Source organism: Synechococcus sp. BSA11S (assembly GCF_014224355.1).
Classification (GTDB): domain Bacteria; phylum Cyanobacteriota; class Cyanobacteriia; order PCC-6307; family Cyanobiaceae; genus Regnicoccus_A.
In genome coordinates this window covers 128,977-148,159 of record NZ_VNWP01000005.1, presented here as the reverse complement: position 1 = coordinate 148,159, position 19,183 = coordinate 128,977, and the positions used below count along the sequence as shown (strand labels likewise).

At 69.2% G+C, this 19,183-nt stretch carries 21 protein-coding genes; 14 read left to right on the top strand and 7 right to left on the bottom strand.

Annotation, left to right across the window (positions count from 1 at the left end):
• Positions 1–98 precede the first annotated feature (98 nt).
• The 5 genes from FPZ61_RS06475 to FPZ61_RS06455 are packed head-to-tail and all read left to right on the top strand — an operon-like array spanning position 99 to position 2,337.
• On the top strand, positions 99–284 hold the full coding sequence (locus tag FPZ61_RS06475) for a DUF305 domain-containing protein (protein WP_185464831.1): 186 nt from the start codon (positions 99–101) through the stop codon (positions 282–284).
• A 6-nt stretch (positions 285–290) separates the two neighbouring features.
• On the top strand, positions 291–626 hold the full coding sequence (gene cutA / locus FPZ61_RS06470; RefSeq protein WP_185464830.1) for a divalent-cation tolerance protein CutA: 336 nt from the start codon (positions 291–293) through the stop codon (positions 624–626).
• Positions 627–672: 46 nt separating this feature from the next.
• The gene (locus FPZ61_RS06465; protein WP_185464829.1) at positions 673–1,656 is read left to right on the top strand and encodes a class I SAM-dependent methyltransferase; all 984 of its coding nucleotides are present in this window, start codon (positions 673–675) and stop codon (positions 1,654–1,656) included.
• Positions 1,653–1,892 carry a MoaD/ThiS family protein gene (locus FPZ61_RS06460; protein ID WP_185464828.1) on the top strand — a complete coding sequence of 80 codons (240 nt, stop codon included), beginning with the start codon at positions 1,653–1,655 and terminating at the stop codon, positions 1,890–1,892. Before FPZ61_RS06465 ends, FPZ61_RS06460 begins: the two co-directional genes overlap by 4 nt.
• Positions 1,855–2,337, top strand: coding sequence for a molybdenum cofactor biosynthesis protein MoaE (locus FPZ61_RS06455; RefSeq protein WP_185464827.1), 483 nt, complete (start codon positions 1,855–1,857; stop codon positions 2,335–2,337). The genes FPZ61_RS06460 and FPZ61_RS06455 overlap by 38 nt, the downstream gene beginning before the upstream one ends.
• Before the next feature lie 28 nt (positions 2,338–2,365).
• Here FPZ61_RS06455 and glp read toward each other — a convergent pair whose 3' ends face one another.
• Genes glp through FPZ61_RS06440 form a run of 3 tightly spaced genes read right to left on the bottom strand, consistent with a single transcriptional unit; the run spans position 2,366 to position 4,640 of the window.
• Complete coding sequence (gene glp / locus FPZ61_RS06450; RefSeq protein ID WP_185464826.1) at positions 2,366–3,619, bottom strand: gephyrin-like molybdotransferase Glp; 1,254 nt, start codon at positions 3,617–3,619, stop codon at positions 2,366–2,368.
• Between the two features lie 13 nt (positions 3,620–3,632).
• Complete coding sequence (moaC, locus tag FPZ61_RS06445) at positions 3,633–4,136, bottom strand: cyclic pyranopterin monophosphate synthase MoaC (protein WP_255441426.1); 504 nt, start codon at positions 4,134–4,136, stop codon at positions 3,633–3,635.
• 24 nt (positions 4,137–4,160) lie between these two features.
• Positions 4,161–4,640 (bottom strand): DM13 domain-containing protein, encoded by a 480-nt coding sequence (locus tag FPZ61_RS06440; RefSeq protein WP_185464824.1) that lies wholly within the window; start codon positions 4,638–4,640, stop codon positions 4,161–4,163.
• A 153-nt stretch (positions 4,641–4,793) separates the two neighbouring features.
• Here FPZ61_RS06440 and FPZ61_RS06435 point away from each other — a divergent pair, with 153 nt between their 5' ends.
• From FPZ61_RS06435 to FPZ61_RS06415, 5 genes are read left to right on the top strand one after another with little or no spacing between them, the layout of a single operon-like run.
• The gene (locus FPZ61_RS06435; RefSeq protein WP_370593348.1) at positions 4,794–5,369 is read left to right on the top strand and encodes a sigma-70 family RNA polymerase sigma factor; all 576 of its coding nucleotides are present in this window, start codon (positions 4,794–4,796) and stop codon (positions 5,367–5,369) included.
• Positions 5,366–6,091 (top strand): anti-sigma factor domain-containing protein, encoded by a 726-nt coding sequence (locus FPZ61_RS06430; RefSeq protein ID WP_185464822.1) that lies wholly within the window; start codon positions 5,366–5,368, stop codon positions 6,089–6,091. Before FPZ61_RS06435 ends, FPZ61_RS06430 begins: the two co-directional genes overlap by 4 nt.
• A 10-nt stretch (positions 6,092–6,101) precedes the next feature.
• On the top strand, positions 6,102–7,115 hold the full coding sequence (gene arsS / locus FPZ61_RS06425; RefSeq protein WP_185464821.1) for an arsenosugar biosynthesis radical SAM (seleno)protein ArsS: 1,014 nt from the start codon (positions 6,102–6,104) through the stop codon (positions 7,113–7,115).
• Positions 7,112–9,337 (top strand): FAD-dependent oxidoreductase, encoded by a 2,226-nt coding sequence (locus FPZ61_RS06420; protein WP_185464820.1) that lies wholly within the window; start codon positions 7,112–7,114, stop codon positions 9,335–9,337. Before arsS ends, FPZ61_RS06420 begins: the two co-directional genes overlap by 4 nt.
• A gap of 49 nt (positions 9,338–9,386) precedes the next feature.
• Positions 9,387–10,463 carry a methyltransferase domain-containing protein gene (locus FPZ61_RS06415; RefSeq protein WP_221629824.1) on the top strand — a complete coding sequence of 359 codons (1,077 nt, stop codon included), beginning with the start codon at positions 9,387–9,389 and terminating at the stop codon, positions 10,461–10,463.
• Between the two features lie 21 nt (positions 10,464–10,484).
• On the opposite strand, the gene FPZ61_RS06410 is transcribed toward FPZ61_RS06415, so the two are convergent.
• The 3 genes from FPZ61_RS06410 to FPZ61_RS06400 are packed head-to-tail and all read right to left on the bottom strand — an operon-like array spanning position 10,485 to position 13,479.
• Positions 10,485–11,327 carry a DUF547 domain-containing protein gene (locus FPZ61_RS06410; RefSeq protein ID WP_185464819.1) on the bottom strand — a complete coding sequence of 281 codons (843 nt, stop codon included), beginning with the start codon at positions 11,325–11,327 and terminating at the stop codon, positions 10,485–10,487.
• Positions 11,324–12,646 carry a hypothetical protein gene (locus tag FPZ61_RS06405; RefSeq protein WP_255441425.1) on the bottom strand — a complete coding sequence of 441 codons (1,323 nt, stop codon included), beginning with the start codon at positions 12,644–12,646 and terminating at the stop codon, positions 11,324–11,326. The genes FPZ61_RS06410 and FPZ61_RS06405 overlap by 4 nt, the downstream gene beginning before the upstream one ends.
• Positions 12,646–13,479 carry a glycosyltransferase family 2 protein gene (locus FPZ61_RS06400; protein ID WP_185464817.1) on the bottom strand — a complete coding sequence of 278 codons (834 nt, stop codon included), beginning with the start codon at positions 13,477–13,479 and terminating at the stop codon, positions 12,646–12,648. Before FPZ61_RS06400 ends, FPZ61_RS06405 begins: the two co-directional genes overlap by 1 nt.
• Between FPZ61_RS06400 and FPZ61_RS06395 the strand changes: the two genes are divergently transcribed.
• The 4 genes from FPZ61_RS06395 (at position 13,478) to FPZ61_RS06380 (ending at position 18,773) form a co-directional block, all read left to right on the top strand.
• Positions 13,478–14,674, top strand: coding sequence for an MFS transporter (locus FPZ61_RS06395; RefSeq protein WP_185464816.1), 1,197 nt, complete (start codon positions 13,478–13,480; stop codon positions 14,672–14,674). The two genes, FPZ61_RS06400 and FPZ61_RS06395, sit on opposite strands and share 2 nt — an antisense overlap.
• 107 nt (positions 14,675–14,781) lie before the next feature.
• Positions 14,782–16,917 carry a polyphosphate kinase 1 gene (gene ppk1 / locus FPZ61_RS06390; RefSeq protein WP_185464815.1) on the top strand — a complete coding sequence of 712 codons (2,136 nt, stop codon included), beginning with the start codon at positions 14,782–14,784 and terminating at the stop codon, positions 16,915–16,917.
• Between the two features lie 181 nt (positions 16,918–17,098).
• Complete coding sequence (locus FPZ61_RS06385; protein WP_255441424.1) at positions 17,099–18,079, top strand: RpoD/SigA family RNA polymerase sigma factor; 981 nt, start codon at positions 17,099–17,101, stop codon at positions 18,077–18,079.
• Between the two features lie 49 nt (positions 18,080–18,128).
• Positions 18,129–18,773 carry a diacylglycerol/polyprenol kinase family protein gene (locus FPZ61_RS06380; RefSeq protein WP_185464814.1) on the top strand — a complete coding sequence of 215 codons (645 nt, stop codon included), beginning with the start codon at positions 18,129–18,131 and terminating at the stop codon, positions 18,771–18,773.
• On the opposite strand, the gene FPZ61_RS06375 is transcribed toward FPZ61_RS06380, so the two are convergent.
• Positions 18,763–19,104 carry a hypothetical protein gene (locus FPZ61_RS06375; protein WP_185464813.1) on the bottom strand — a complete coding sequence of 114 codons (342 nt, stop codon included), beginning with the start codon at positions 19,102–19,104 and terminating at the stop codon, positions 18,763–18,765. The genes FPZ61_RS06380 and FPZ61_RS06375 overlap by 11 nt on opposite strands.
• Positions 19,105–19,183 lie beyond the last annotated feature (79 nt).

Genomic DNA, 19,183 nt, shown 5'->3' with positions numbered 1-19,183 from the left:
CTCCAGCCCAGTGGAGGGTCAAGCCCCTGCCTCAAGTCGTAGCCTCGTTCGAGACCTTGGGTCTTGTTGCTCACAGAGCGCTGACACCACCGGTGGCGATGCAACCAGCTCACAGCCAGGGCTGGGGTGGCCGGGCCAGTCCGGGCCGAATGGGCGCGATGATGGCCTCGATGGTCCAGATCAATTCCCAGCACCTGGAGCTGCGTGCGCTGCAGGAGTCGATGGTGCGGGTGCAGAGCGAGGAGATCAGCCAGATGGAGCAGTGGTATCGCAGCTGGTACTGAGCCGCCATGACAGCCGACGAGGAAGTCCTGCTCGCCGTGCACACCACGGTGGCCCACCACGACGACGCCAGGCGGCTGGCGCGGCAGGTGATCAGGGCCGGGCTGGCGGCCTGTGCCCAGCTGGAGCCGATCGAAAGCCTCTACATCTGGAAGGGGGAGCTTGTGGAGGAGCAGGAGATCCGGATCACCTTCAAAAGCACCCGACAGCGCCGGCAGGCACTGATGGAGGTGATTCGTGAGGCTCATCCCTACGACATTCCCGCGATCACGGCCACACCCCTGCAGGATCCCGATCCCGCTTACAAGCGCTGGGTGATCGAGCAAACGCAGCCCAAGGCCTGAACTTGGGACGTCAGGATGGCAGCCTCGCCGCGATCCCAGCGCCCCGATGAACTCCAGTGCCATCCACGCCGGCCCGGTGATCGGCTCGCCGCCGCCACCCCCCTGGGTGGACGCGCGCACACCCCTGGGCCGGCTGATCGCCGCGGCGCTGGCGGTGGAGCCCTTACGCCAGCTGCTGTTCCTGCAGGCCCGGCGGATGATGATCCGCACCGCCGAAACCAGGGGCATCCCCTGGCGTCAGCGGCGCGAACAGCTGCGCCAGCAAGCGGAGCCACTGCTGAGTGCCAGCACCGAGGCGGCCGTGGTGGCCCCGCCCTATTACCGGGCCCGCTTTCACGCCTATGCCGAGGGGAACCTCTGCTGGGACGCGGCCTGTGAGGCGGAGCAGGCCACCGATTCGGTGGCCCTGCGGGTGTGGAAAGAGGAGAAGCAACTCAGCCCCACAGCCGCCCAGCAACGCATGCGCGACGGCATCTTTGCCGCGATCGAACCCAGCCTCAGGGGCCCGGTGCACGACGTCCTCGACATCGGCTGTTCCGTGGGAGTGGGCACCCTGGCCCTGGCCGACTGGCTGGAGCAGCACGGCCACCGCGGCGTGCGCGTGCGCGGCCTCGACCTCTCCCCCCAGATGCTGGCGGTGGCGCGGGTGCGCGACACCGGCGGCCGCATCACGGCCTGGCACCACGGCGCCGCCGAAGCCACGGGCCTGCCGGCGGGGAGCTTCGATCTGATCACCGCCCAGTTCCTCTGCCATGAACTGCCGGGCGACGCCACCCGCGCCGTGCTCGGCGAAGCGGCGCGTCTGCTGCGGCCCCAGGGTGTGCTGGCCCTGGTGGACCAGGATCCGGAAGCGGAGGCGATCCGCGCCATGCCCCCGGCCCTGGCCACCCTGCTCAAGGCCACCGAGCCCTACCTCGAGGACTACTTCCGTCTCGATCTGCCCGCCGCCCTGGCCGAGGCCGGTTTCAGCGCGATCCGCCGGGTGGCCTCCGACCACCGCCACCGGGTGCTGGTGGCGACCAGGCCGTGATCCGCGTGCGGCTGTTCGCCGGGCTGCGGGAGCGGGCCGGCTGGGGGGAGCAACAGGTGCCCATCCCGGCCGGATCCCCCCTGCCCACACCGGCGCATCTCTGGCGGCAGCTGGCTCTGGGCGAGACCATTCCGCCCCAGGTGCGCGTGGCGGTGAACCAGGCCTTCGCCACCGACGATCAGCAGCTCCAGCCCGGCGATGAGGTGGCCTTCCTGCCCCCGATCAGCGGCGGCTGAGCGGGTGTTGCACCTCCATCCCGCTCGCTTCGATCCCCTCGCCGCCCTGGCCGAATGGCAGCAGGGCCTGACCGCCGCGGGAGCTGAAGCGCCCGCAGCGGAAGCCCATTTCATCGGCCGTGTGCGCGGCCGCACCGCCAGCGGCGCACCGCTCGAAGCCCTGGAGCTGGAGCACTACCCCGGCATGACCGAGGCCCAGATCGAGCGGATCGCCGCCACCATCACCAGCCGCCACGGCCTGTTGGCGGTGCGAGTGGATCACCGGGTGGGGCGGGTGCTGCCTGGGGAAGCGATCGTGCTGGTGGCGGTGGCCGCCGACCGGCGCGGCCCGGCCCAGCGCGGCGGCCAGGAGCTGCTTGAAGCGCTCAAGCACGAGGCCCCCTTCTGGAAACGGGAGTGGAGCGGCGGCCTGGGCACCTGGGTGGAGGGCAACACGGCGTTCTGAGCCAGCAGGACATGCCCAGCAGCGGCCTTCAGAAGATCGGCAGGCGCAGCAATTGCGCCCACAACTCGGAACCGGCCGCCAGCGTGCCCAGCTCCGCCGGAATCTCCAGCAGCAGGTCGGCGCCCTGGAGCGACCCGATGCGGGAGGAGGTCTGGCTGCCCTCCACCCGCGCCAGCAGCTCCCCCTCGGGTCCCACCTGCAGGCGGGCGCGGGCCAGCTCAGGGCGGCCGGCGCCCCGCTTCAGATCGGCGGCCAGGCGCACCTTCAGGCGCGGCAGGGGCTCCACCGGCGCCCCCTCCAGCCGCTGCAGGGCCGGCACCAGCAGCTGCAGGGCCGTGATCGCCGCCGCCACCGGATTGCCCGGCAGCCCGAAGAACGGCGTGCCCAGCAGCTCCCCGAAGGCGAAGGGCCGCCCGGGCTTGAGAAACAGCTTCCAGAAGGCCACCGATCCCAGCTCCGCCAGCAGCGGCCGGATCCAGTCGCTGTCGCCCGCCGACACACCGCCGGTGCTCACCACCACGTCGCAGCCGGCCGCCAGCTCCAGCAGCGCCGCCCGCAGGGCGGCAGGCTGATCGGCCACCAGCCGCCGCTCGGCCACCGCCACCCCCAGCCGCTCCAGCAGCGCCACCAGCAGCGTGCCGTTGCTCTCCCAGATCTGCCCGGGCCCGCGGGCGCTGCCCGCAGGCACCAGTTCATCGCCGGTGATCAGCAGCCCCAGGCGTGGCCTCGGCCGCAGCGCCAGCTCCGCCACCCCGCAGCTGGCCAGTCGTCCCAGGTCGGCGGGACCGAGGCGCACCCCGGCGCCCAGCAGCTCCTGGCCGGCGGCGGCCTCCTCGTCGGCGGCGCGGATCCAGGGGTTGGGCCCCGCCTCGCGAATCAAGCTGAGGCGCTCGCCATCGGCTTCCACCAGCTCCTGGGGCAGCACCCGGGTGGCCCCCTCCGGCAGTGGGGCACCGGTGAGGATGCGGATCGCTTCACCCTCCGCCAGGGGCCGGGGATAGGGGGCGCCCGGCGCCGAGCGGCCCAGCAGGGACCACGAGTGTCCCACCTGCGGGACACTCGCTGCGGCCAGCGCATAGCCATCCATGATCGAGGCCCGAAAGCCCGGCACCGCCTCCGCGGCGAGCACCGGCCGGGCACTCACCCGCCCCAGGGCCTGCTGCAGCGGCAGCATGTCGCTGCCGGCCAGGGGCACCAGGGAGGCGAGCAGCTGGCGGCGGGCCTCCTCCAGGGGCAGGCCTTCGCGGGGGTAGGGCTCTGGCGATGCAGTGCTGCTGCTCATCGGGGCTCTCGGCTCAGGAGGGCACGGCTCCCGGATGGTGCCAGGTGCCATGGCGTCCCCCCGTCTTGCTCAGCAGCCGCACCGGGCCGATGGTCATGGCCGGATCGGCGGATTTCACCATGTCGTAGAGGGTGAGCAGGCCCACCTGCACGGCGGTGAGGGCTTCCATCTCCACCCCGGTGGGGCCGGTGGTGCGGGCTGCTGCTTCGAGGCGAAGGCCGCGGCCATCGGCGCTGGGCTCGATGCGCACCTCCAGGCCGGTGAGGGCGATCGGATGGCAGAGGGGGATCAGCTCCCAGGTTCGCTTGGCCCCCTGGATCGCCGCCACCCGCGCCACCGCCAGCACATCCCCCTTGGGGGCGCGCCCCTCGAGCACCAGCGCCAGCACCGACGCCTCCATGGTCAGGAACCCTTCCGCCACGGCGCGGCGGTCGGTGGCGGGGCGGTTGCCCACCTCCACCATGTGCACCTCACCGCCGGCGGTGAGGTGGCTGAGCCGGCCCCGGGCTGCGTCCATGCCGGCGATCATGGCCGGTCAGGATCACTTCTTCCTCATCGAGTCCTTGTCCATGGCCGAGGCGCCCTGGATCGGCGCCCAGGCCATGGTGGCGTTGAACTTCTCGCACCAGATCAGCACCGACTTCTGCTTGCTGAGGTCGACCGAGGCGGGGATCACGTAGGTCTGGCCACCCTTGCTGGATTTCAGGGGCGCCAGCACCGTGTAGCTGCCGGGCTTGATGGAGAACTTGGGCGGCTTGCTCATCGCCAGCGGGGTGGCTGAAGGGCTGAAGGCCAGCTTCAGATCGGGAGCGGTGTCGCTGGTCTTGAAGTCGCGGCTGAGCATCAGCAGCTGCTTGCCGCCCTCCTTCTTGATCACGAAACTGCCGCTCACCGGCGCTTCGGCCTTGATGAAGGTGCCCCTGTGCTGCTTCATATCGGCGGCCTGGACCACCAGCGTGGTGGAGGCGCCCAGGGCCAGGGCGGCCACGCCGCGAGCCAGGGTGGAATTCGGGAACAACATGACGGGGTGGATTCGGTTGACGCCCCTTCACTACCGCCGAGCCCTGCAATCGGTTTGCCCGGCACCCCACACCATGGCCCCAACCCTGCGCAATCCGAACGGCTGCCTCGGCGGTACACCGCTTGTTCCTGCCCGTTCGGCTCTCCGTTGCGCGTGACCACCCCCGAGCCCGCCGCCGCCGCACCCCCAGGGGGCGGGCTCCCGGGCCACCCCCCGGCGAGCTATCCGGATCTGGCCGGCCTCTACGACGCCTGCGGCGCCCCGGTGTTCCGGCTCGCCCTGCGGCTCAGTCAGTCGCACCAGGAGGCGGAGGACCTCTGCCACGACGTCTTCCTGCGCTACTGGCAGAAGGGTCGCTACGACCCCAGGCGGGGGCCCGTGCTGGCCTACCTGCTGATGATGACCCGCTCGATGGCGTTCAACCGCATCGAGCAGCGGCGCAACCGCTGGCAGCTGGTGCAACGCTGGTCGTCGCAGCTGTTTCCCTCAGCCGTGCGCAGCCCCCAGGAAGCCGCCGAGGCCGACGACCTCTGCCAGCGGGTGCGCGCGGCCCTCGAGACGATCCCCGCCAACCAGCGGCAGGTGCTGGAGATGGCCTACTACGAGGGCCTGAGCCAGTCGGCCATCGCCGAACGGCTGCAACTTCCCCTCGGCACCGTCAAGACCCGCTCCCGTCAGGGTCTGATTCGCCTGCGTGACCAGCTGATCGACAGTCGCCTCCAACCATGAGCCGCCACGACACCCACCCCCACGGACCTGGACCGGAGGCCGAGGCCGACCTCGACATGCTGCTGGCCGGCCATGCCCTCGGTGACCTCGACGAGCAGGAGCGGCAGCAGCTGGCGGAGCTCTTGCAGCAGAGGCCCGAGCTGCGCCAGCGCCTCGACGACTTCAGCACCACCCTCGAGCTGCTGCCCCTCGCCCTGCCCGCCGCCGCCATGCCGCCGCAGAGCCTGCGCCAGCGTCTGCTGGATCAGCCATCGCACCGGCCTGCGTTCCTCCCCTGGCTGTTGCCGGCGCTGATGGGCCTCGGTCTGCTGGTGCTGGGCACCCAGCTGCACCAGACCCGGCAGCAACTGGCCCGGGCCCAGCAGCAGGCCGGGATCAGCGGCACGCTCACCACCGCCAGCCGGGAGCTGCCGCTCCAGGCCATGGGCGGCGAGGGCGGCGCCAGCGGCAAGGTGCTGGTCACCGGCAATCCCACCCACAACCTGCTGATGCTCGACGGTCTGCCGCCGCCGCCGCCCAACACCACCTACCGGCTCTGGGCCAGCGTCGACGGACGTGAGGTGGGCTGCGTTCCCTTCGTGCCCGATGGCAAGGGCCATGTGGCCATGCCGATCCCCACCTACCCCACCAGCCGGGCCACCAGCGTCAGCGTCAGCATCGAATCCATGGACGCGCTGGGGGCCAAGCCCGCCGGGCGCCGCGTTCTCACCAGCACGATCTGATCCCCCCACCGTGACCACTGCCCCCAGCCTCACCACCCCCGGGCGCGACCGCCTGGAGCCCAGGCAGGCCTTCCCGCCCCTCCGGCGCGGACGCCTGGACACCCTGCAGGTGAACCTCACCTACCGCTGCAACCAGGCCTGCGTCCACTGCCATGTGAATGCCGGCCCGACCCGTACGGAGAGCATGGAGACCGCCACCCTGGCGCTGATCCCCCGGGTGCTCGCCGCCCGGGGTCTGCGCTGCCTCGACCTCACCGGCGGTGCGCCCGAGCTGCATCCCCAGTTCCGGCAGCTGGTGCGCCAGGCCCGCGCGCTGGGGGTGGAGGTGATCGATCGCTGCAACCTCACGATCCTGCAGGAACCTGGCCAGGAGGATCTCGCCGGGTTTCTGGCCGGTCAGGGGGTCACCGTGGTGGCCTCGCTGCCCTGCTACCTCCAGGACAACGTGGAGCGCCAGCGCGGCTCCGGGGTGTTCCAGCGCAGCATCAGCGGCCTGCGCCAGCTCAACGCCCTCGGCTATGGCCGGCCCGGCTCGGGCCTGGAACTCAACCTGGTGTTCAACCCCCAGGGGGCTGTGCTGCCGCCCGAGCAGGGCCCCCTGGAGGCCGACTACCGGCGGGTGCTGCAGGCCGATCACGGCGTGGTGTTCAACCGGCTCTATGCCTTGGCGAACATGCCGGTCCAGCGCTTCGCGGCGGTGCTGAGCGCCCAGGGGGAGCTGGAGGGCTATCGGGAGCTGCTGCGCCGCAGCCACTGCGACGACAACCTGGCCCAGGTGATGTGCCGCCAGCTGATCAGCGTCGACTGGCAGGGCTTCCTCTACGACTGCGATTTCAACCAGCAACTGGGGCTGGCGGCCGCTGGCGATCCGGCCGCCGATGCTCAAAGCGGCTGCGGCGAACGCTCCCATCTGCGCGATCTGCTGCAGCGCGATCCAGCCGGTGATCCGATCCAGGTGGCGGAGCACTGCTTCGGCTGCACCGCCGGCAGCGGCTCCAGCTGCGGTGGGGCCCTGGCGGCATGACACGAAATCCCCTTCGCCGCGGACCAAGCGGCGCATCCTCCAGACGCTGGCTGCTGCTGCTGGCCGTGGTGGGGCTGGTGGCCCTGTTCTTCCTGCTGGATCTACCCGGGAAGCTCAGCCTCGAGGCCCTGCGCGAGGCCCACGGCAGCCTGCTGGCCTGGCGCGAGCGGGCCCCCTTCGGGGCCGCGGCCCTCTACGGGCTGGCCTACGTGGTGGTCACCGGGCTCTCCCTGCCCGGAGCGGCGGTGATGACCCTGGCGGGTGGGGCGATCTTCGGGCTGGGGCTCGGCACCCTGCTGGTGTCGTTCGCCTCCAGCGCCGGCGCCACCATCGCCTTCCTGCTGGCGCGCACCCTCCTGCGGGAGCCGATGCTGAAGCGCTTCGGCGCGCGCCTGGCCCCGATCGAGGAGGGGCTGCGCCGCGATGGGGTGCTCTACCTGCTCAGCCTGCGCCTGGTGCCCGTGTTTCCCTTCTTCCTGGTGAACGTGGTGATGGGGCTGACCCCGATCCGCACGATCTCCTTCTATCTCACCAGCCAGCTCGGCATGTTGCCGGGCACCCTCGTGTACGTGAACGCCGGCACCCAGCTGGCGCAGTTGCGCAGCCTCGAGGGCATTCTCACGCCGCCGCTGCTGCTGTCGCTGGCGCTGCTGGGGGTCTTCCCCTGGATCGCGCGTCTGGCGCTGGAGCGCTGGAAGGTCTGGCGGCTCTACCGCCCCTGGACCAGGCCGGCCCGCTTCGATCGCAACCTGATCGTGATCGGCGCCGGGGCAGCAGGCCTGGTCACCGCCTACATCGCCGCAGCCGTGAAGGCCAAGGTGACCCTGATCGAGGCCGAGCGCATGGGCGGCGACTGCCTCAACACCGGCTGCGTGCCCAGCAAGGCCCTGATCGCCACGGCCCGCCAGGCGGCGCGCATGCGCCAGGCCGATCGCTACGGCCTCGAGCCCCACGAGCCCCAGGTGTCGCTGCAGGTGGTGCTGGAGCGGGTGTTCGCCAAGGTGGCGGAGGTGGCCCCCCACGACAGCGTCGAGCGCTACGAGGGGCTGGGGGTTGAGGTGCTGCGCGGCCATGGCCGCCTGATCGACCCCTGGACCGTGGCGATCACCACACGCGATGGCCTCGAGCAACGACTCACGGCTCCGGCGATCGTGCTGGCCACCGGCGCCAGCCCCGTGCTGCCGGATCTCCCGGGGGCCGGGGCAGTCGGCCTGCTCACCAGTGAAACGGTGTGGCAGGCCCTGCGCGACTGCCCCCTGGCCTCACCGCGGATCGTGGTGATGGGCGGCGGTCCGATCGGCTGTGAACTCTCCCAGGCCATGGCCCGGCTGGGGGTCCGGGTCACCCTGCTGCAGCGGGGGCCACGGTTGCTCAGTCGCGAAGACCCCGACGCCGCGGCGGTGGTGCGCCAGGCCCTGGAGGCCGATGGCGTGCAGGTGCTCACGGGTTGCACGGTGCGGGGCTTCGAGCTGCGCCCGGCGGCGGAAGGCGTGGCGGCGGCAACGGCGGTGCTGATCGAGACCGACGGCCCGGAAGGGCCTGAGCCCACCGAGCTGCTCTGTGATCAGGTGCTCTGCGCGATCGGCCGGCGCGCCCGCCTGGAGGGCTATGGCCTCGAGGAGCTCGGCATCCCCACAGGCCGCACGATCGAAACCAACGCCTCCCTGCAGACCCTGTTTCCCAACATCTATGCCGCCGGCGACGTGGCCGGTCCCTGGCAGTTCACCCACACCGCCGCCCACCAGGCCTGGTACGCCGCCGTCAACGCGCTCTTCGGCGACTTTCGACGCTTCCGCGTTGACGGACGGGTGATTCCGCGCACCACCTTCACCGATCCGGAGCTGGCGAGCGTGGGGCTCAGCGAAAGCGAGGCCTCCCGCCAGGGGGTGGCGGTGGAGGTGACCCGATTCCCGCTCCATGAGCTCGATCGGGCGATCGTCGAGAGCGCCGAAACCGGTTTCGTGAAGGTGCTCACCGCCCCTGGCAGCGACCGCCTGCTGGGGGTGACCATCGTGGGCGAGCAGGCCGGTGAACTGCTCGCCGAGTTCGTGCTGGCGATGCGCTGGCGCCTCGGACTCGGCAAGATCCTCTCCACCATCCACGCTTACCCCACCTTCTCGGAAGCCAACAAGTACGCCGCCGGGGCCTGGAAACGGGCCCACGCCCCCCAGCGCACGCTGGCCCTGCTGCAACGCTTTCACACCTGGCGCCGGGGCCATTGACCACGCCGGGCCCATTAACCCGCTCCACCCCGTCCCTTTCCGTTTCGCGATGACCGCTTCACCATCGAGCCCCGGCGTGCGCGAGGCCGTGCAGAGCTATTACGGCAGCACCCTCACCAGCAGCGCCGATCTGCGCACCAGCGCCTGCTGTGATGCCAGCGCCTTGCCTGCCGCCCTCAAGCCCCTGCTCAGCCGCCTCCATCCCGAGGTGCTCTCCCGCTACTACGGCTGTGGCCTGGTCTGCCCGCCGCTGCTGGAGGGGGCACGGGTGCTGGATCTGGGCTGCGGCAGCGGCCGCGACGCCTACCTGCTCGCCCAGCTGGTGGGGCCCAGTGGCAGGGTGGTGGGGGTCGACATGACGGCGGAGCAGCTGGCGGTGGCCGAAGCCCACCGCGCCTTTCACGCCGCGTGCTTCGGCTACGACAACGTCCGCTTTCTGACCGGCTACATCGAGCAGCTCGATCAACTTGACCTGCAGCCCGGAAGCTTCGATGTGGTGATCTCAAACTGCGTGGTCAACCTCTCCACCGACAAGCTGGCGGTGCTGCGGGGTGTGCGGCGGTTGCTGAGGCCCGGTGGTGAGTTCTTCTTCGCCGATGTCTACGCCGATCGGCGGGTGCCGAAGGCCCTGCAGTGTGACCCGGTGCTCTACGGCGAATGCCTCAGTGGCGCCCTCTACTGGAACGATTTCCTGCGCCTGGCCCGCCAGGCGGGCTTCGCCGATCCGCGCCTGGTGAACGACCGCTCTCTGGAGATCACCGATCCTGAGCTGGCCCAGCGCACCGGGGAGGTGCGCTTCTTCTCCGCCACCTACCGGCTGTTCCGGATCGACGACCTGGAGGACGCCTGCGAGGACCACGGCCAGGCCGTGATCTACCGGGGCACGATCCCAGGCCACCCCCACCGCCTCGACTTCGACAAGCACCACAGCCTCGAAGCGGGCCGGGTGTTTCCCGTCTGCGGCAACACCTTCCGGATGCTCCACCAGAGCCGGCTCGCCCCCCATTTCAGCTTCATCGGCGCCGACTCCAGTGCCCACTTCGGCCTGTTCCCGGGCTGCGGCAGCGAGATGCCCTTCACCGCCGGTGGTCAGCCCGTGGAGGCCGGCTCGTCCTCCTGCTGTTGAGGACTGGCGCCCAGGTGGCCTTCACTGGCGATTGAGCGACCAGTCGTAGTCGAGGGTGCCCAGGGCATAGCCGCCCTGGGCCAGGTAGGCACGGTCCTCAGGGCTGGCGTAGGCACCGATGAAGGCCAGCACCGCGCTGTCGTTCTCTTGGCCTGGAACCTTCGCGGCCGATGGATCGGCCCGACGCCAGTCCTCGCCGAACCAGCGGAAGATCGCTGAAATCAGCACCCGCTCCCCGGCACGATCGATCCGGAAGCCATGGGGACCTCCCAGCCAGCGCCGCACCTGATCATCCAGTTGCCGGTCCAGGCGGGAGGCTTCGTAGGGCTCCCGGCGCAGGGGCGGGCAGCTGACGGCCGCACACACCAGCGCCGCATGGATGCGTGGTTCGTTGAACTCCCTGCGCAGGATCTGGTGCTCGATCGCATCCAGCGTGCGCGGCTGGCCCACCACCTGGTGACGTCGCAGATTCCACACGCCCCAGATGTCCTTGATGCTGGCCTTCAGCGGTGTCTCCTGGATGATCGAGGCCAGGGTGATGGCGTTGTAGGCATTGAGCAGGAAGGCGATCTGCTCCTCGTCGCTCCAGGAGTCGTAGCGCTCCTGGGGAACGGCCCCGATCGCTGCCACGTAGCCCTGCAGATCAGCCGGCTGGCGCTGCAGGGCCTGGTAATCCACCAGACCTTGGTCGTTCACGTGCTCCTGCAGCACCCGCGCGTAGGCCTCGCTGGAGTAGGGCCGAGCGGCAGCGGCTTTCCGGGCCGCCGTCATCGGCGCGTCAGAGCCCGGCAGGGCGAAGGGCAGGGAGCAACCCACCAGGCCAGTGGTCATACCGGCGAGCAGGAACAGTCTGAGGGGGGTCATGGCACGGACGGTGTGGAGAGATCAGGGGGCTGACGGCCGAAGCTCCGCAACTGGGTGATGGCGAAGCCCGCCACGAAGGGGATCCAGATCAGGGCCCGCTCGATCTCCAGCAGGTTCCAGTGGGGATTCCGGTGCAGCAGCACGAAGTAGATGAAGCCGCTCAGGCTCACCAGCCGCACGCCCCAGTTCGCCGTGGGCACGGCAAAGGGGACGATCCAGCTGAAGTACCAGAGGTGAACGATCGGCGAAAGCGCCAGCAGGGCGAACCAGTAGGCCTGGGCGAATCCCCCGAAGCGGCGGCAGCGCCCCATCAGCACGGCCACCGCCACCAGCAGGGGCAGCAGGTGGATGGCGTTGCTCCCCGCACTGGCCGGCCAGAGCCCCGCCAGCAGATGGGGGACGAATTCGGAGCTGCGGGCATGGGCCACGAAGGCCGATCCCGTCGGGATCAGGGGGCAGCGGATCGAATCGCAGTAGGCCAGCGATCCCAGGCCAAGGGGCAGAAGCCCCAGCAGGGCGAGTCCCAGCGCGAGCAGCCTTCGGCCACGGCGCAGCGCCCGCCAGCAGGGGTAGGCCAGCAGGGGCAGCGAGACCCATTTGATCGCCACGCTCACTCCGATCAGCAGGGCGGCCAGGGCCCAGCGGCCATCGGGTGCTGATCCGGAACCTGATCCCGGCTCTGCTGGGCGGTCGAGCAGGAACCAGGCCGCCACCAGCGGCAGCAGAAACCAGCTGTCGTAGTGGGCGCCCCCGCTGAAGCTGTAGATCACCAGGGGGTTCCAGGCCCAGAGCAACGCGGCCGCAGCCCCGAACCGCCGGCTCAGCAGCGCGCAGATGCCCAGATCGCAGGCCAGAAAAGCCAGCTTGAACAGCAGCACCTGGGCGGGCACCAGGGTGAGCAGACGAAAGCCGAGCTGCGTCAGGGGCGGATAGATGGCCGTCACCGCCGGGTGGTTGATCTGCCCCCACCAGGGGGTCCGCAGGCCTTGCAGCGCGCCGGCGTCGGGCGCCAGCTCGTAGGGATTGAACCCGTGCTGCTGGATCGTGCCTTCCCAGAGGTAACGCCAGACATCGTCCCCCGGCTCCATCGGCAGCAGCAGCAGCCGGGTGGCGATCGCCACCCCCCAGAACCAGGCAGCCGGCAGCGCCTCGAGGCGCCAGGAGAGCGCAAAGCCCAGACCCATCACGGCCACCGCCAGCCAGAACGCCTGCAGGGTCGGCCAGTCACTGAGCTGGCCATGGGGCGCCATCCAGGCGGCTCCACCCACCAGCAGCAGGGCGCAGAGACGCCACAGGTGGTGGTGGCGGACCGGAGGCATCATCGGGCGAAGCGGCGCGGAATCCGGGCGAGGTACAGGCCCCCGAGGGTGCGCAGAATCACCTGTCCGGCCCGGAGGCTGCCCAGCAAGGAGCCGGAGATCTTGGAGCGCCCCCCCTGGCGTGGCCGATAGCCCACCGGCACTTCCAGGATGCGGCAGCCCTGCTCAACAGCCCGCACCTGCATTTCGAGCGTCCAGCCGAAGCCGCGATCCCTCAGGGCGAGAGCTTCAAGGCAGTCGCGGCGGATCAGGCGCATCGGGCCGAGATCGTTGTAGCGGTGACCCCAGCCCAGCTGAATCAGGCGGGTGACCAGCCGGTTCCCGAACCGTTGCAACGGAGTCATCGCCCGCCGCCCCTCGGCGCCGGCCAGGCGGTTGCCCAGCACCAGATCCGCATCCGTCGCCGCCGCCAGCAGCCTGGGCAACGCCGCCAGATCGTCGCTGCCATCCCCATCGCAGAACAGGATCCAGCGAACTCCGGGCGAGAGCCCGCCCAGCCCACGCCAGCAGGCCCGGCCATAGCCCGGCCGCTCTTCGCTCAGCACCTCGGCCCCGGCGGCGCTGGCCACCTCGGCCGTGCCGTCACCGCTGCCGTTGTCGACCACACGGATCCGCACCAGGCCCTGGCCATGCAGCTCCTGGATCACCGCCGCGATCGTGGCGGCCTCGTTGCGCGCGGGAATCAGCGCCTGCAGGCAGGCGGGCTCGGGCCAGGGCGGCTGGTGACGAATGGGTCGGCTCAGGCAGTCCACCCCAGAGGTACCGGTGGGGCAGGCGATCGGATCTGTCGGCCACCCATGGGAAGGTAAAAGGCTGTCGCGGGTCGCCGCCATGGGCTGGTCGCGCCCCTCCACGCGGTTCTGCATCTTCCTGACGCTGCTGAACGACCGCCTCAGCGAAAGCATCGTCTTCCCCCTGCTGCCCTTCCTGCTGGCGAGCCTCACCAGCGACGGGCGCACCCTGGGACTGCTGGCGGGGAGCTATGCCCTGGCCCAGTTCCTGTTCACTCCTCTGATCGGCGCCCTCAGTGACCGGTTCGGGCGCAAACCGGTGATCGCCGGCTGCGTGGCCGGTTCGGTGCTGGGCCTGGGCGGTTTCGCCCTCACCCTGGCCGTGCCCTGGCCGCCGGCCAGCGCCTGGCCCCTGCCGCTGCTGTTCACAGCACGGCTGATCGATGGGGTCAGCGGCGGCACCGCCGCCACGGCCGGCGCCGTGCTGGCCGACATCAGCCCTCCGGAGAAGCGGGCCAAGGCCTTCGGGCTGATCGGCGTGGCCTTCGGGCTCGGCTTCATCCTCGGGCCGGCCCTCGGAGGTCTGCTGGCAGGGGTGAACGTGACCCTGCCGTTGCTGCTGGCGGTGGCGGTGGCAGCGGTGAACCTGCTGCTGGTGCTCACAGTGCTGCCGGAAACCCATCCGCCGGAGGCGCGGCTGGAACTGCCCCGCAAGCGTGAGCTCAACCCGGTCACCCAGTTGATGCGGGTGTTCCGCAATCCCCGGGTGCGGCGCCTCAGCCTGGCCTTCTTTCTCTTCTTTCTGGGCTTCAACGGCTTCACCGCCGTGCTGGTGCTCTATTTCAAGCAGGTCTTCAGCTGGGGGCCGGAACTGGCGGCGATGGCCTTCCTGGTGGTGGGCGTGGTGGCCACGGTGGTGCAGGGAGGCCTGATCGGCCCGCTGGTGCAACGCTTCGGCGAGGGCCGTCTCAGCCTGGCCGGCCTTGGCCTGGTGGTGGTGGGCTGTCTGCTGATTCCCCTGGCCACCACCGCCAATGCCCTGCCGGTGGTGTTCACCGCCCTGGCCCTGCTGGCCTGTGGCACCGGGCTGGTCACCCCCTGCCTGCGCAGCCAGGTGTCCCGCCGGCTGGATGACAGCGGCCAGGGGGCAGCCCTGGGCAGCCTGCAGGGCCTGCAGAGCCTGGGCAGTTTCATCGGCCCTCCCCTGGCTGGGCTGGCCTATGACCTGGTGGGGAAAACCAGCCCGTTCTGGGCCGGCATCGCCCTGTTCCTGCTGGTGGCCCTGCTGGTGAGCTGAGGGGGAGGAGGGGCTCTCCGCCGTCCTTCGGCCAGCAACCCCGACACAGTGCGTTCCAATCCTTGATTGCTACCTTCCCCCCTGCAGCCCCAGCGATGGATCCGGTGATGAATGACCCCGCAGTGGCACCGGAGCTCTACATCAACCGCGAGCTGAGCTGGATCGACTTCAACAGCCGCGTGCTGGCGCAGGCCCTCGATCCCGCCACCCCCCTGCTGGAGCAGGCCAAATTCAGCGCCATCTTCAGCAACAACCTCGATGAGTTCTTCATGGTCAGGGTGGCGTCCCTGAAATCGCAACTGGAGGCTGGCCTCTCCACCCTCAGCGACGACGGCCTCACCCCACGGCAGCAACTGGACGCCATCCAGCTGAAGTTGCGTCCTCTGCTGAAGCAGCAACAGGACCACTACCGGCTTGAGCTCAAACAGGCCCTGTTCGATCAGGGCGTTCAGCTGATCGACTATCAGCGCCTGAACAAGCAGCAGAAGACCTGGGTCAACACCTACTTCCAGACCGCCATCTTTCCCGTGCTCACCCCCCTGGCGGTGGACCCGGCCCATCCCTTCCCGTTCATGAGCAACCTCAGCCTGAACGTGGCGGCCCTGATCCGCGACCCCGACACCGGTCAGCAGCAGTTCGCCCGGGTGAAGGTCCCCACCAAGACCCTGCCGCGCTTCGTGGAGATTCCCACCGAACTTTGCACTCGCAAGCCATCCCCCGTCTACACCGTGGTGCCCCTGGAGCAGGTGGTGGCCTTCAACCTGCAGCTCCTCTTCCCCGGCATGACGATCGAGGGGCATTACTTCTTCCGGATCACCCGCGATGCCGACCTGGAGTTGCGGGATCTCGAGGCCGACGACCTGATGGAGGCCCTGCAGGAGGGCCTGCGCAAACGTCGCCGCGGCGGCGAAGTGGTGCGGCTGGAGGTGGCTGATGAGATGCCCGCCGAGGTGATCGAGCTGCTGATGGACGGCACCGCCGTGGATCCTGCGGATCTCTACCGGGTGAATGGCCCCCTGGGTCTCGACGACCTGATGCACCTGCTGGCGATCCCCCTGCCCCAGCTCAAGGACAAGCCCCACCAGGGCCGCACCGCCGCTGCCCTGGTGCGGGCCCAGAAGAGCCGCCTGGGGGATGGCTCGATCAAGGCGGAGGAGTTCGAGAGCATCTTCGCGGCGATCCGCCGCAACGATGTGCTGCTCCATCACCCCTACGACCTCTTCGCCACCTCGGTGGAGGAGTTCATCAACCAGGCCGCCGACGACCCCTCGGTGCTGGCCATCAAGATGACCCTCTACCGCACCTCCAAGGATTCGCCGATCATTGCGGCCCTGATCCGCGCCGCCGAGAACGGCAAGCAGGTGATGGCCCTCGTGGAGCTCAAGGCCCGCTTCGACGAGGACAACAACATCCAGTGGGCCCGCCAGCTGGAGCACTCGGGCGTTCATGTGGTCTATGGCGTGCTGGGCCTCAAAACCCACACCAAGATCATGCTGGTGGTGCGCAAGGAAAAGGAGCGCCTGCGCAGTTACGTGCACATCGGCACCGGCAACTACAACTCCAAGACATCCAGCCTCTACACCGACCTTGGCCTGCTCTCGGCCCAGCCGGAGCTGGGCCAGGATCTGGTGGAGCTGTTCAACTACCTGACCGGCTTCTCGAAGCAGCAGAGCTTCCGCAGTCTGCTGGTGGCTCCGGTCACCCTGCGCAAGGGAATGGAGGCGCTGATCAAGCGGGAGATCGCCCACGCCCGCGACGGCAGGGGCGGGCACATCCGCGCCAAGATGAATTCTCTGGTGGATCCGTCGATCATCGCCCTGCTCTATGAAGCCTCCCAGGCCGGAGTGGTGATCGAGCTGGTGATCCGAGGCATGTGCTGCCTCCGGCCCGGCGTTCCCGGAGTGAGTGAGACGATCCGCGTGATCAGCATCATCGGGCGCTTTCTCGAGCACTCCCGGATGTTCTGGTTCTCCAATGGTGGCGAGGCGGAGATGTACATCGGCAGTGCCGATTGGATGCCGCGCAACCTCGACCGCCGCGTCGAGGCGATCACCCCGATCAAGAGCCCCCAGCTGCGGGGCCAGCTGGAGCGCTTGCTGGATGTTTACCAGAACGACGACTGTGCCGCCTGGGACATGCAGAGCGACGGCAGCTTCGTCCAGCGCCACCCGAGCGGTGAACCCCACAGCGCCCAGCTCGACCTGATCAAGCAGTGGCGCACGGGGCTGACGGCGCCGGCCTGAGGCGCTGCGACTCATGTGTTCCAAGTCTGGTAAGCATCGCTACACGACCTGGAAATCGGCATCATGGATAACTCAATGAAGAAAAGTTGATCGTCTTCTTCAAGGATTTTTCGGATTCCTGCTGCAGTCAACCTCCGGACCCTGCTATGTTCCGCGCACAACTCATCCGGAGGCTGGGGTGATGGGGACACCTCTGCAATCCACCCCTGCCACAGGTCTCGCTCCCAAGGGTGCGAAGTCAACGGCTCGGGGGGTGCAGCCCAAGACCGGCGGCGGTCGGCTCAGCGCCGACTCCATTGGCTGGTATCTGAGCAACATCGGGCGCGTCCCGCTTCTCACGGCAGCGGAAGAAATCGAGCTCGCTCACCATGTGCAGGCGATGAAGCGCCTGCTTGAGTTGCCTGATGCCAGCCTCACCCCTCGCCAGCGCCATCAGATCCGCATGGGTGGACGGGCTCGAGAGCGGATGATGGCCGCCAATCTTCGCCTTGTGGTGAGCGTCGCGAAGAAGTATCAGAACCAGGGCCTGGAACTGCTCGACCTTGTTCAGGAAGGGGCGATCGGTCTGGAGCGTGCGGTCGACAAGTTCGATCCGGCCATGGGCTACAAATTCTCCACCTACGCCTACTGGTGGATCCGCCAGGGCATGACGCGTGCCATCGACAACAGCGCCCGCACGATTCGTCTGCCGATTCATGTGAGTGAAAAGCTCTCCAAGATGCGGCGCATCACCCGGGAGCTTTCCCACCGCTTCGGCCGCCAGCCCAACCGGCTGGAGCTGTCGCACGCCATGGGCATGGACATCAAGGATCTGGAGGATCTGATCTCCCAGAGCGCCCCCTGCGCCTCCCTCGATGCCCATGCCAGGGGCGAGGAAGACCGCAGCACCCTCGGTGAGCTGATCGCTGATCCGGCCAGCACCGAGCCCATGGACCACATGGACCGCTCGATCCAGAAGGAGCACCTGGGCGCCTGGCTCTCCCAGCTCAATGAGCGGGAGCAGGAAATCCTGCGGTTGCGCTTCGGCCTGGAAGGCAAGGAGCCCCTCACCCTGGCGGAGATCGGACGCAAGATCAATGTCTCGCGCGAGCGCGTGCGCCAGCTGGAAGCCAAGGCGATCATGAAACTGCGGCTGATGAGCAACCTGCAGCAGGCCGCCTGAACCGGAGCGGCTGCCACGCTGGACCTCGTCCTCCGGGATCGAACCGTTGATGGGGGTGGCTCTGGTGCTGCTCTGGCTGGCCCTGGTGGTCGGCCTGGCCTTGGCGGCACGCCGGCGCTGGCCTGGGCAACCCGAATGGAGCCGCAAGGTGCTGCATATCGGCACCGGGCCCGTGGTGCTGATCGCCTGGGCCGTGGCCGTCGATCGCCGCCTCGCCCTGGCAGCGGCGACCCTGGTCACCCTGCTGGCGGCCCTCAACCACCGCTATCGCCTGCTGCCGGCCATCGAGGACGTGGGGCGCCACAGCTACGGCACCGTGGCCTACGGCGCCGCCATCACGGCGCTGCTGGCCCTGTTCTGGCCCTCCCAGCCCCAGGCCCTGGTGGCGGGAGTGCTGGTGATGGCCTGGGGGGATGGTCTGGCCGGCTTGCTGGGCCCCTCGATCCCCTCACCGAGCTGGCTGATCCTGGGCCAACGGAAGTCGGTGGTGGGCACGGCCGCGATGGCCGGCACGGCGCTGGTGGTGCTCCTGCTGTTGCGCTTGCTGGGGGGCGCGGGCCCAGGCCCAGGCGCCCTGGTGCTGATCAGCCTGGCGGCCACCATGCTGGAACAGATCGCCGTGCTCGGGCTCGACAACCTCACCGTGCCCGTGGCCACGGGCCTGCTCTGGAACTGGCTGTCGTTCAGGCCCTGAGCATGCCCTCACAGCGGTGTTGCCAGTCGCTGGGGGTGCCCAGGCCCGCCACCACCAGGCGATCATGCGGCTCAGCCTTGAGGCGCAGCTGCCATTGGCGGATCACCTCAGCGCGCTCCATCCAGGCCTGAAGCACCGTGGCCTGAATGCCCTCGGGATCCCAGCCCCGCTGACGGGCGGAACCGAGAGCCCAGCCGAGCAGATCATCGAGCTGGAAGGGTCGAAAGCCCGCAAAGACAGGCCCCTGCAGCTCCCTGGAAGCCCCACTCTGCTCGAGATAAAAGAGCTGAAGGGGCTCGCTCAGGCCGCAGAATTGCAGGAGATAGGTCATTGAGTCACCTCCTGATGCATCACCGGATGCCTCAAGAAGCGCAACTTAGTGCGCCGACCAGAATCAACTGTTCAACAGG

Excerpts from the sequence above, each read along its gene's own strand:
- FPZ61_RS06375 (WP_185464813.1), bottom strand. The coding sequence starts at position 19,104 with ATGACCTATCTCCTGCAATTCTGCGGCCTGAGCGAGCCCCTTCAGCTC.
- FPZ61_RS06405 (WP_255441425.1), bottom strand. The coding sequence starts at position 12,646 with ATGCCTCCGGTCCGCCACCACCACCTGTGGCGTCTCTGCGCCCTGCTG.
- glp (WP_185464826.1), bottom strand. The coding sequence starts at position 3,619 with ATGAGCAGCAGCACTGCATCGCCAGAGCCCTACCCCCGCGAAGGCCTG.
- FPZ61_RS06395 (WP_185464816.1), top strand. The coding sequence starts at position 13,478 with ATGGGCTGGTCGCGCCCCTCCACGCGGTTCTGCATCTTCCTGACGCTG.
- FPZ61_RS06430 (WP_185464822.1), top strand. The coding sequence starts at position 5,366 with ATGAGCCGCCACGACACCCACCCCCACGGACCTGGACCGGAGGCCGAG.
- FPZ61_RS06475 (WP_185464831.1), top strand. The coding sequence starts at position 99 with ATGCAACCAGCTCACAGCCAGGGCTGGGGTGGCCGGGCCAGTCCGGGC.
- FPZ61_RS06400 (WP_185464817.1), bottom strand. The coding sequence starts at position 13,479 with ATGGCGGCGACCCGCGACAGCCTTTTACCTTCCCATGGGTGGCCGACA.
- FPZ61_RS06465 (WP_185464829.1), top strand. The coding sequence starts at position 673 with ATGAACTCCAGTGCCATCCACGCCGGCCCGGTGATCGGCTCGCCGCCG.
- FPZ61_RS06420 (WP_185464820.1), top strand. The coding sequence starts at position 7,112 with ATGACACGAAATCCCCTTCGCCGCGGACCAAGCGGCGCATCCTCCAGA.
- FPZ61_RS06415 (WP_221629824.1), top strand. The coding sequence starts at position 9,387 with ATGACCGCTTCACCATCGAGCCCCGGCGTGCGCGAGGCCGTGCAGAGC.
- cutA (WP_185464830.1), top strand. The coding sequence starts at position 291 with ATGACAGCCGACGAGGAAGTCCTGCTCGCCGTGCACACCACGGTGGCC.
- ppk1 (WP_185464815.1), top strand. The coding sequence starts at position 14,782 with ATGAATGACCCCGCAGTGGCACCGGAGCTCTACATCAACCGCGAGCTG.
- FPZ61_RS06380 (WP_185464814.1), top strand. The coding sequence starts at position 18,129 with ATGGGGGTGGCTCTGGTGCTGCTCTGGCTGGCCCTGGTGGTCGGCCTG.
- FPZ61_RS06440 (WP_185464824.1), bottom strand. The coding sequence starts at position 4,640 with ATGTTGTTCCCGAATTCCACCCTGGCTCGCGGCGTGGCCGCCCTGGCC.
- FPZ61_RS06385 (WP_255441424.1), top strand. The coding sequence starts at position 17,099 with ATGGGGACACCTCTGCAATCCACCCCTGCCACAGGTCTCGCTCCCAAG.
- moaC (WP_255441426.1), bottom strand. The coding sequence starts at position 4,136 with ATGGACGCAGCCCGGGGCCGGCTCAGCCACCTCACCGCCGGCGGTGAG.
- FPZ61_RS06455 (WP_185464827.1), top strand. The coding sequence starts at position 1,855 with ATGAGGTGGCCTTCCTGCCCCCGATCAGCGGCGGCTGAGCGGGTGTTG.
- FPZ61_RS06410 (WP_185464819.1), bottom strand. The coding sequence starts at position 11,327 with ATGACCCCCCTCAGACTGTTCCTGCTCGCCGGTATGACCACTGGCCTG.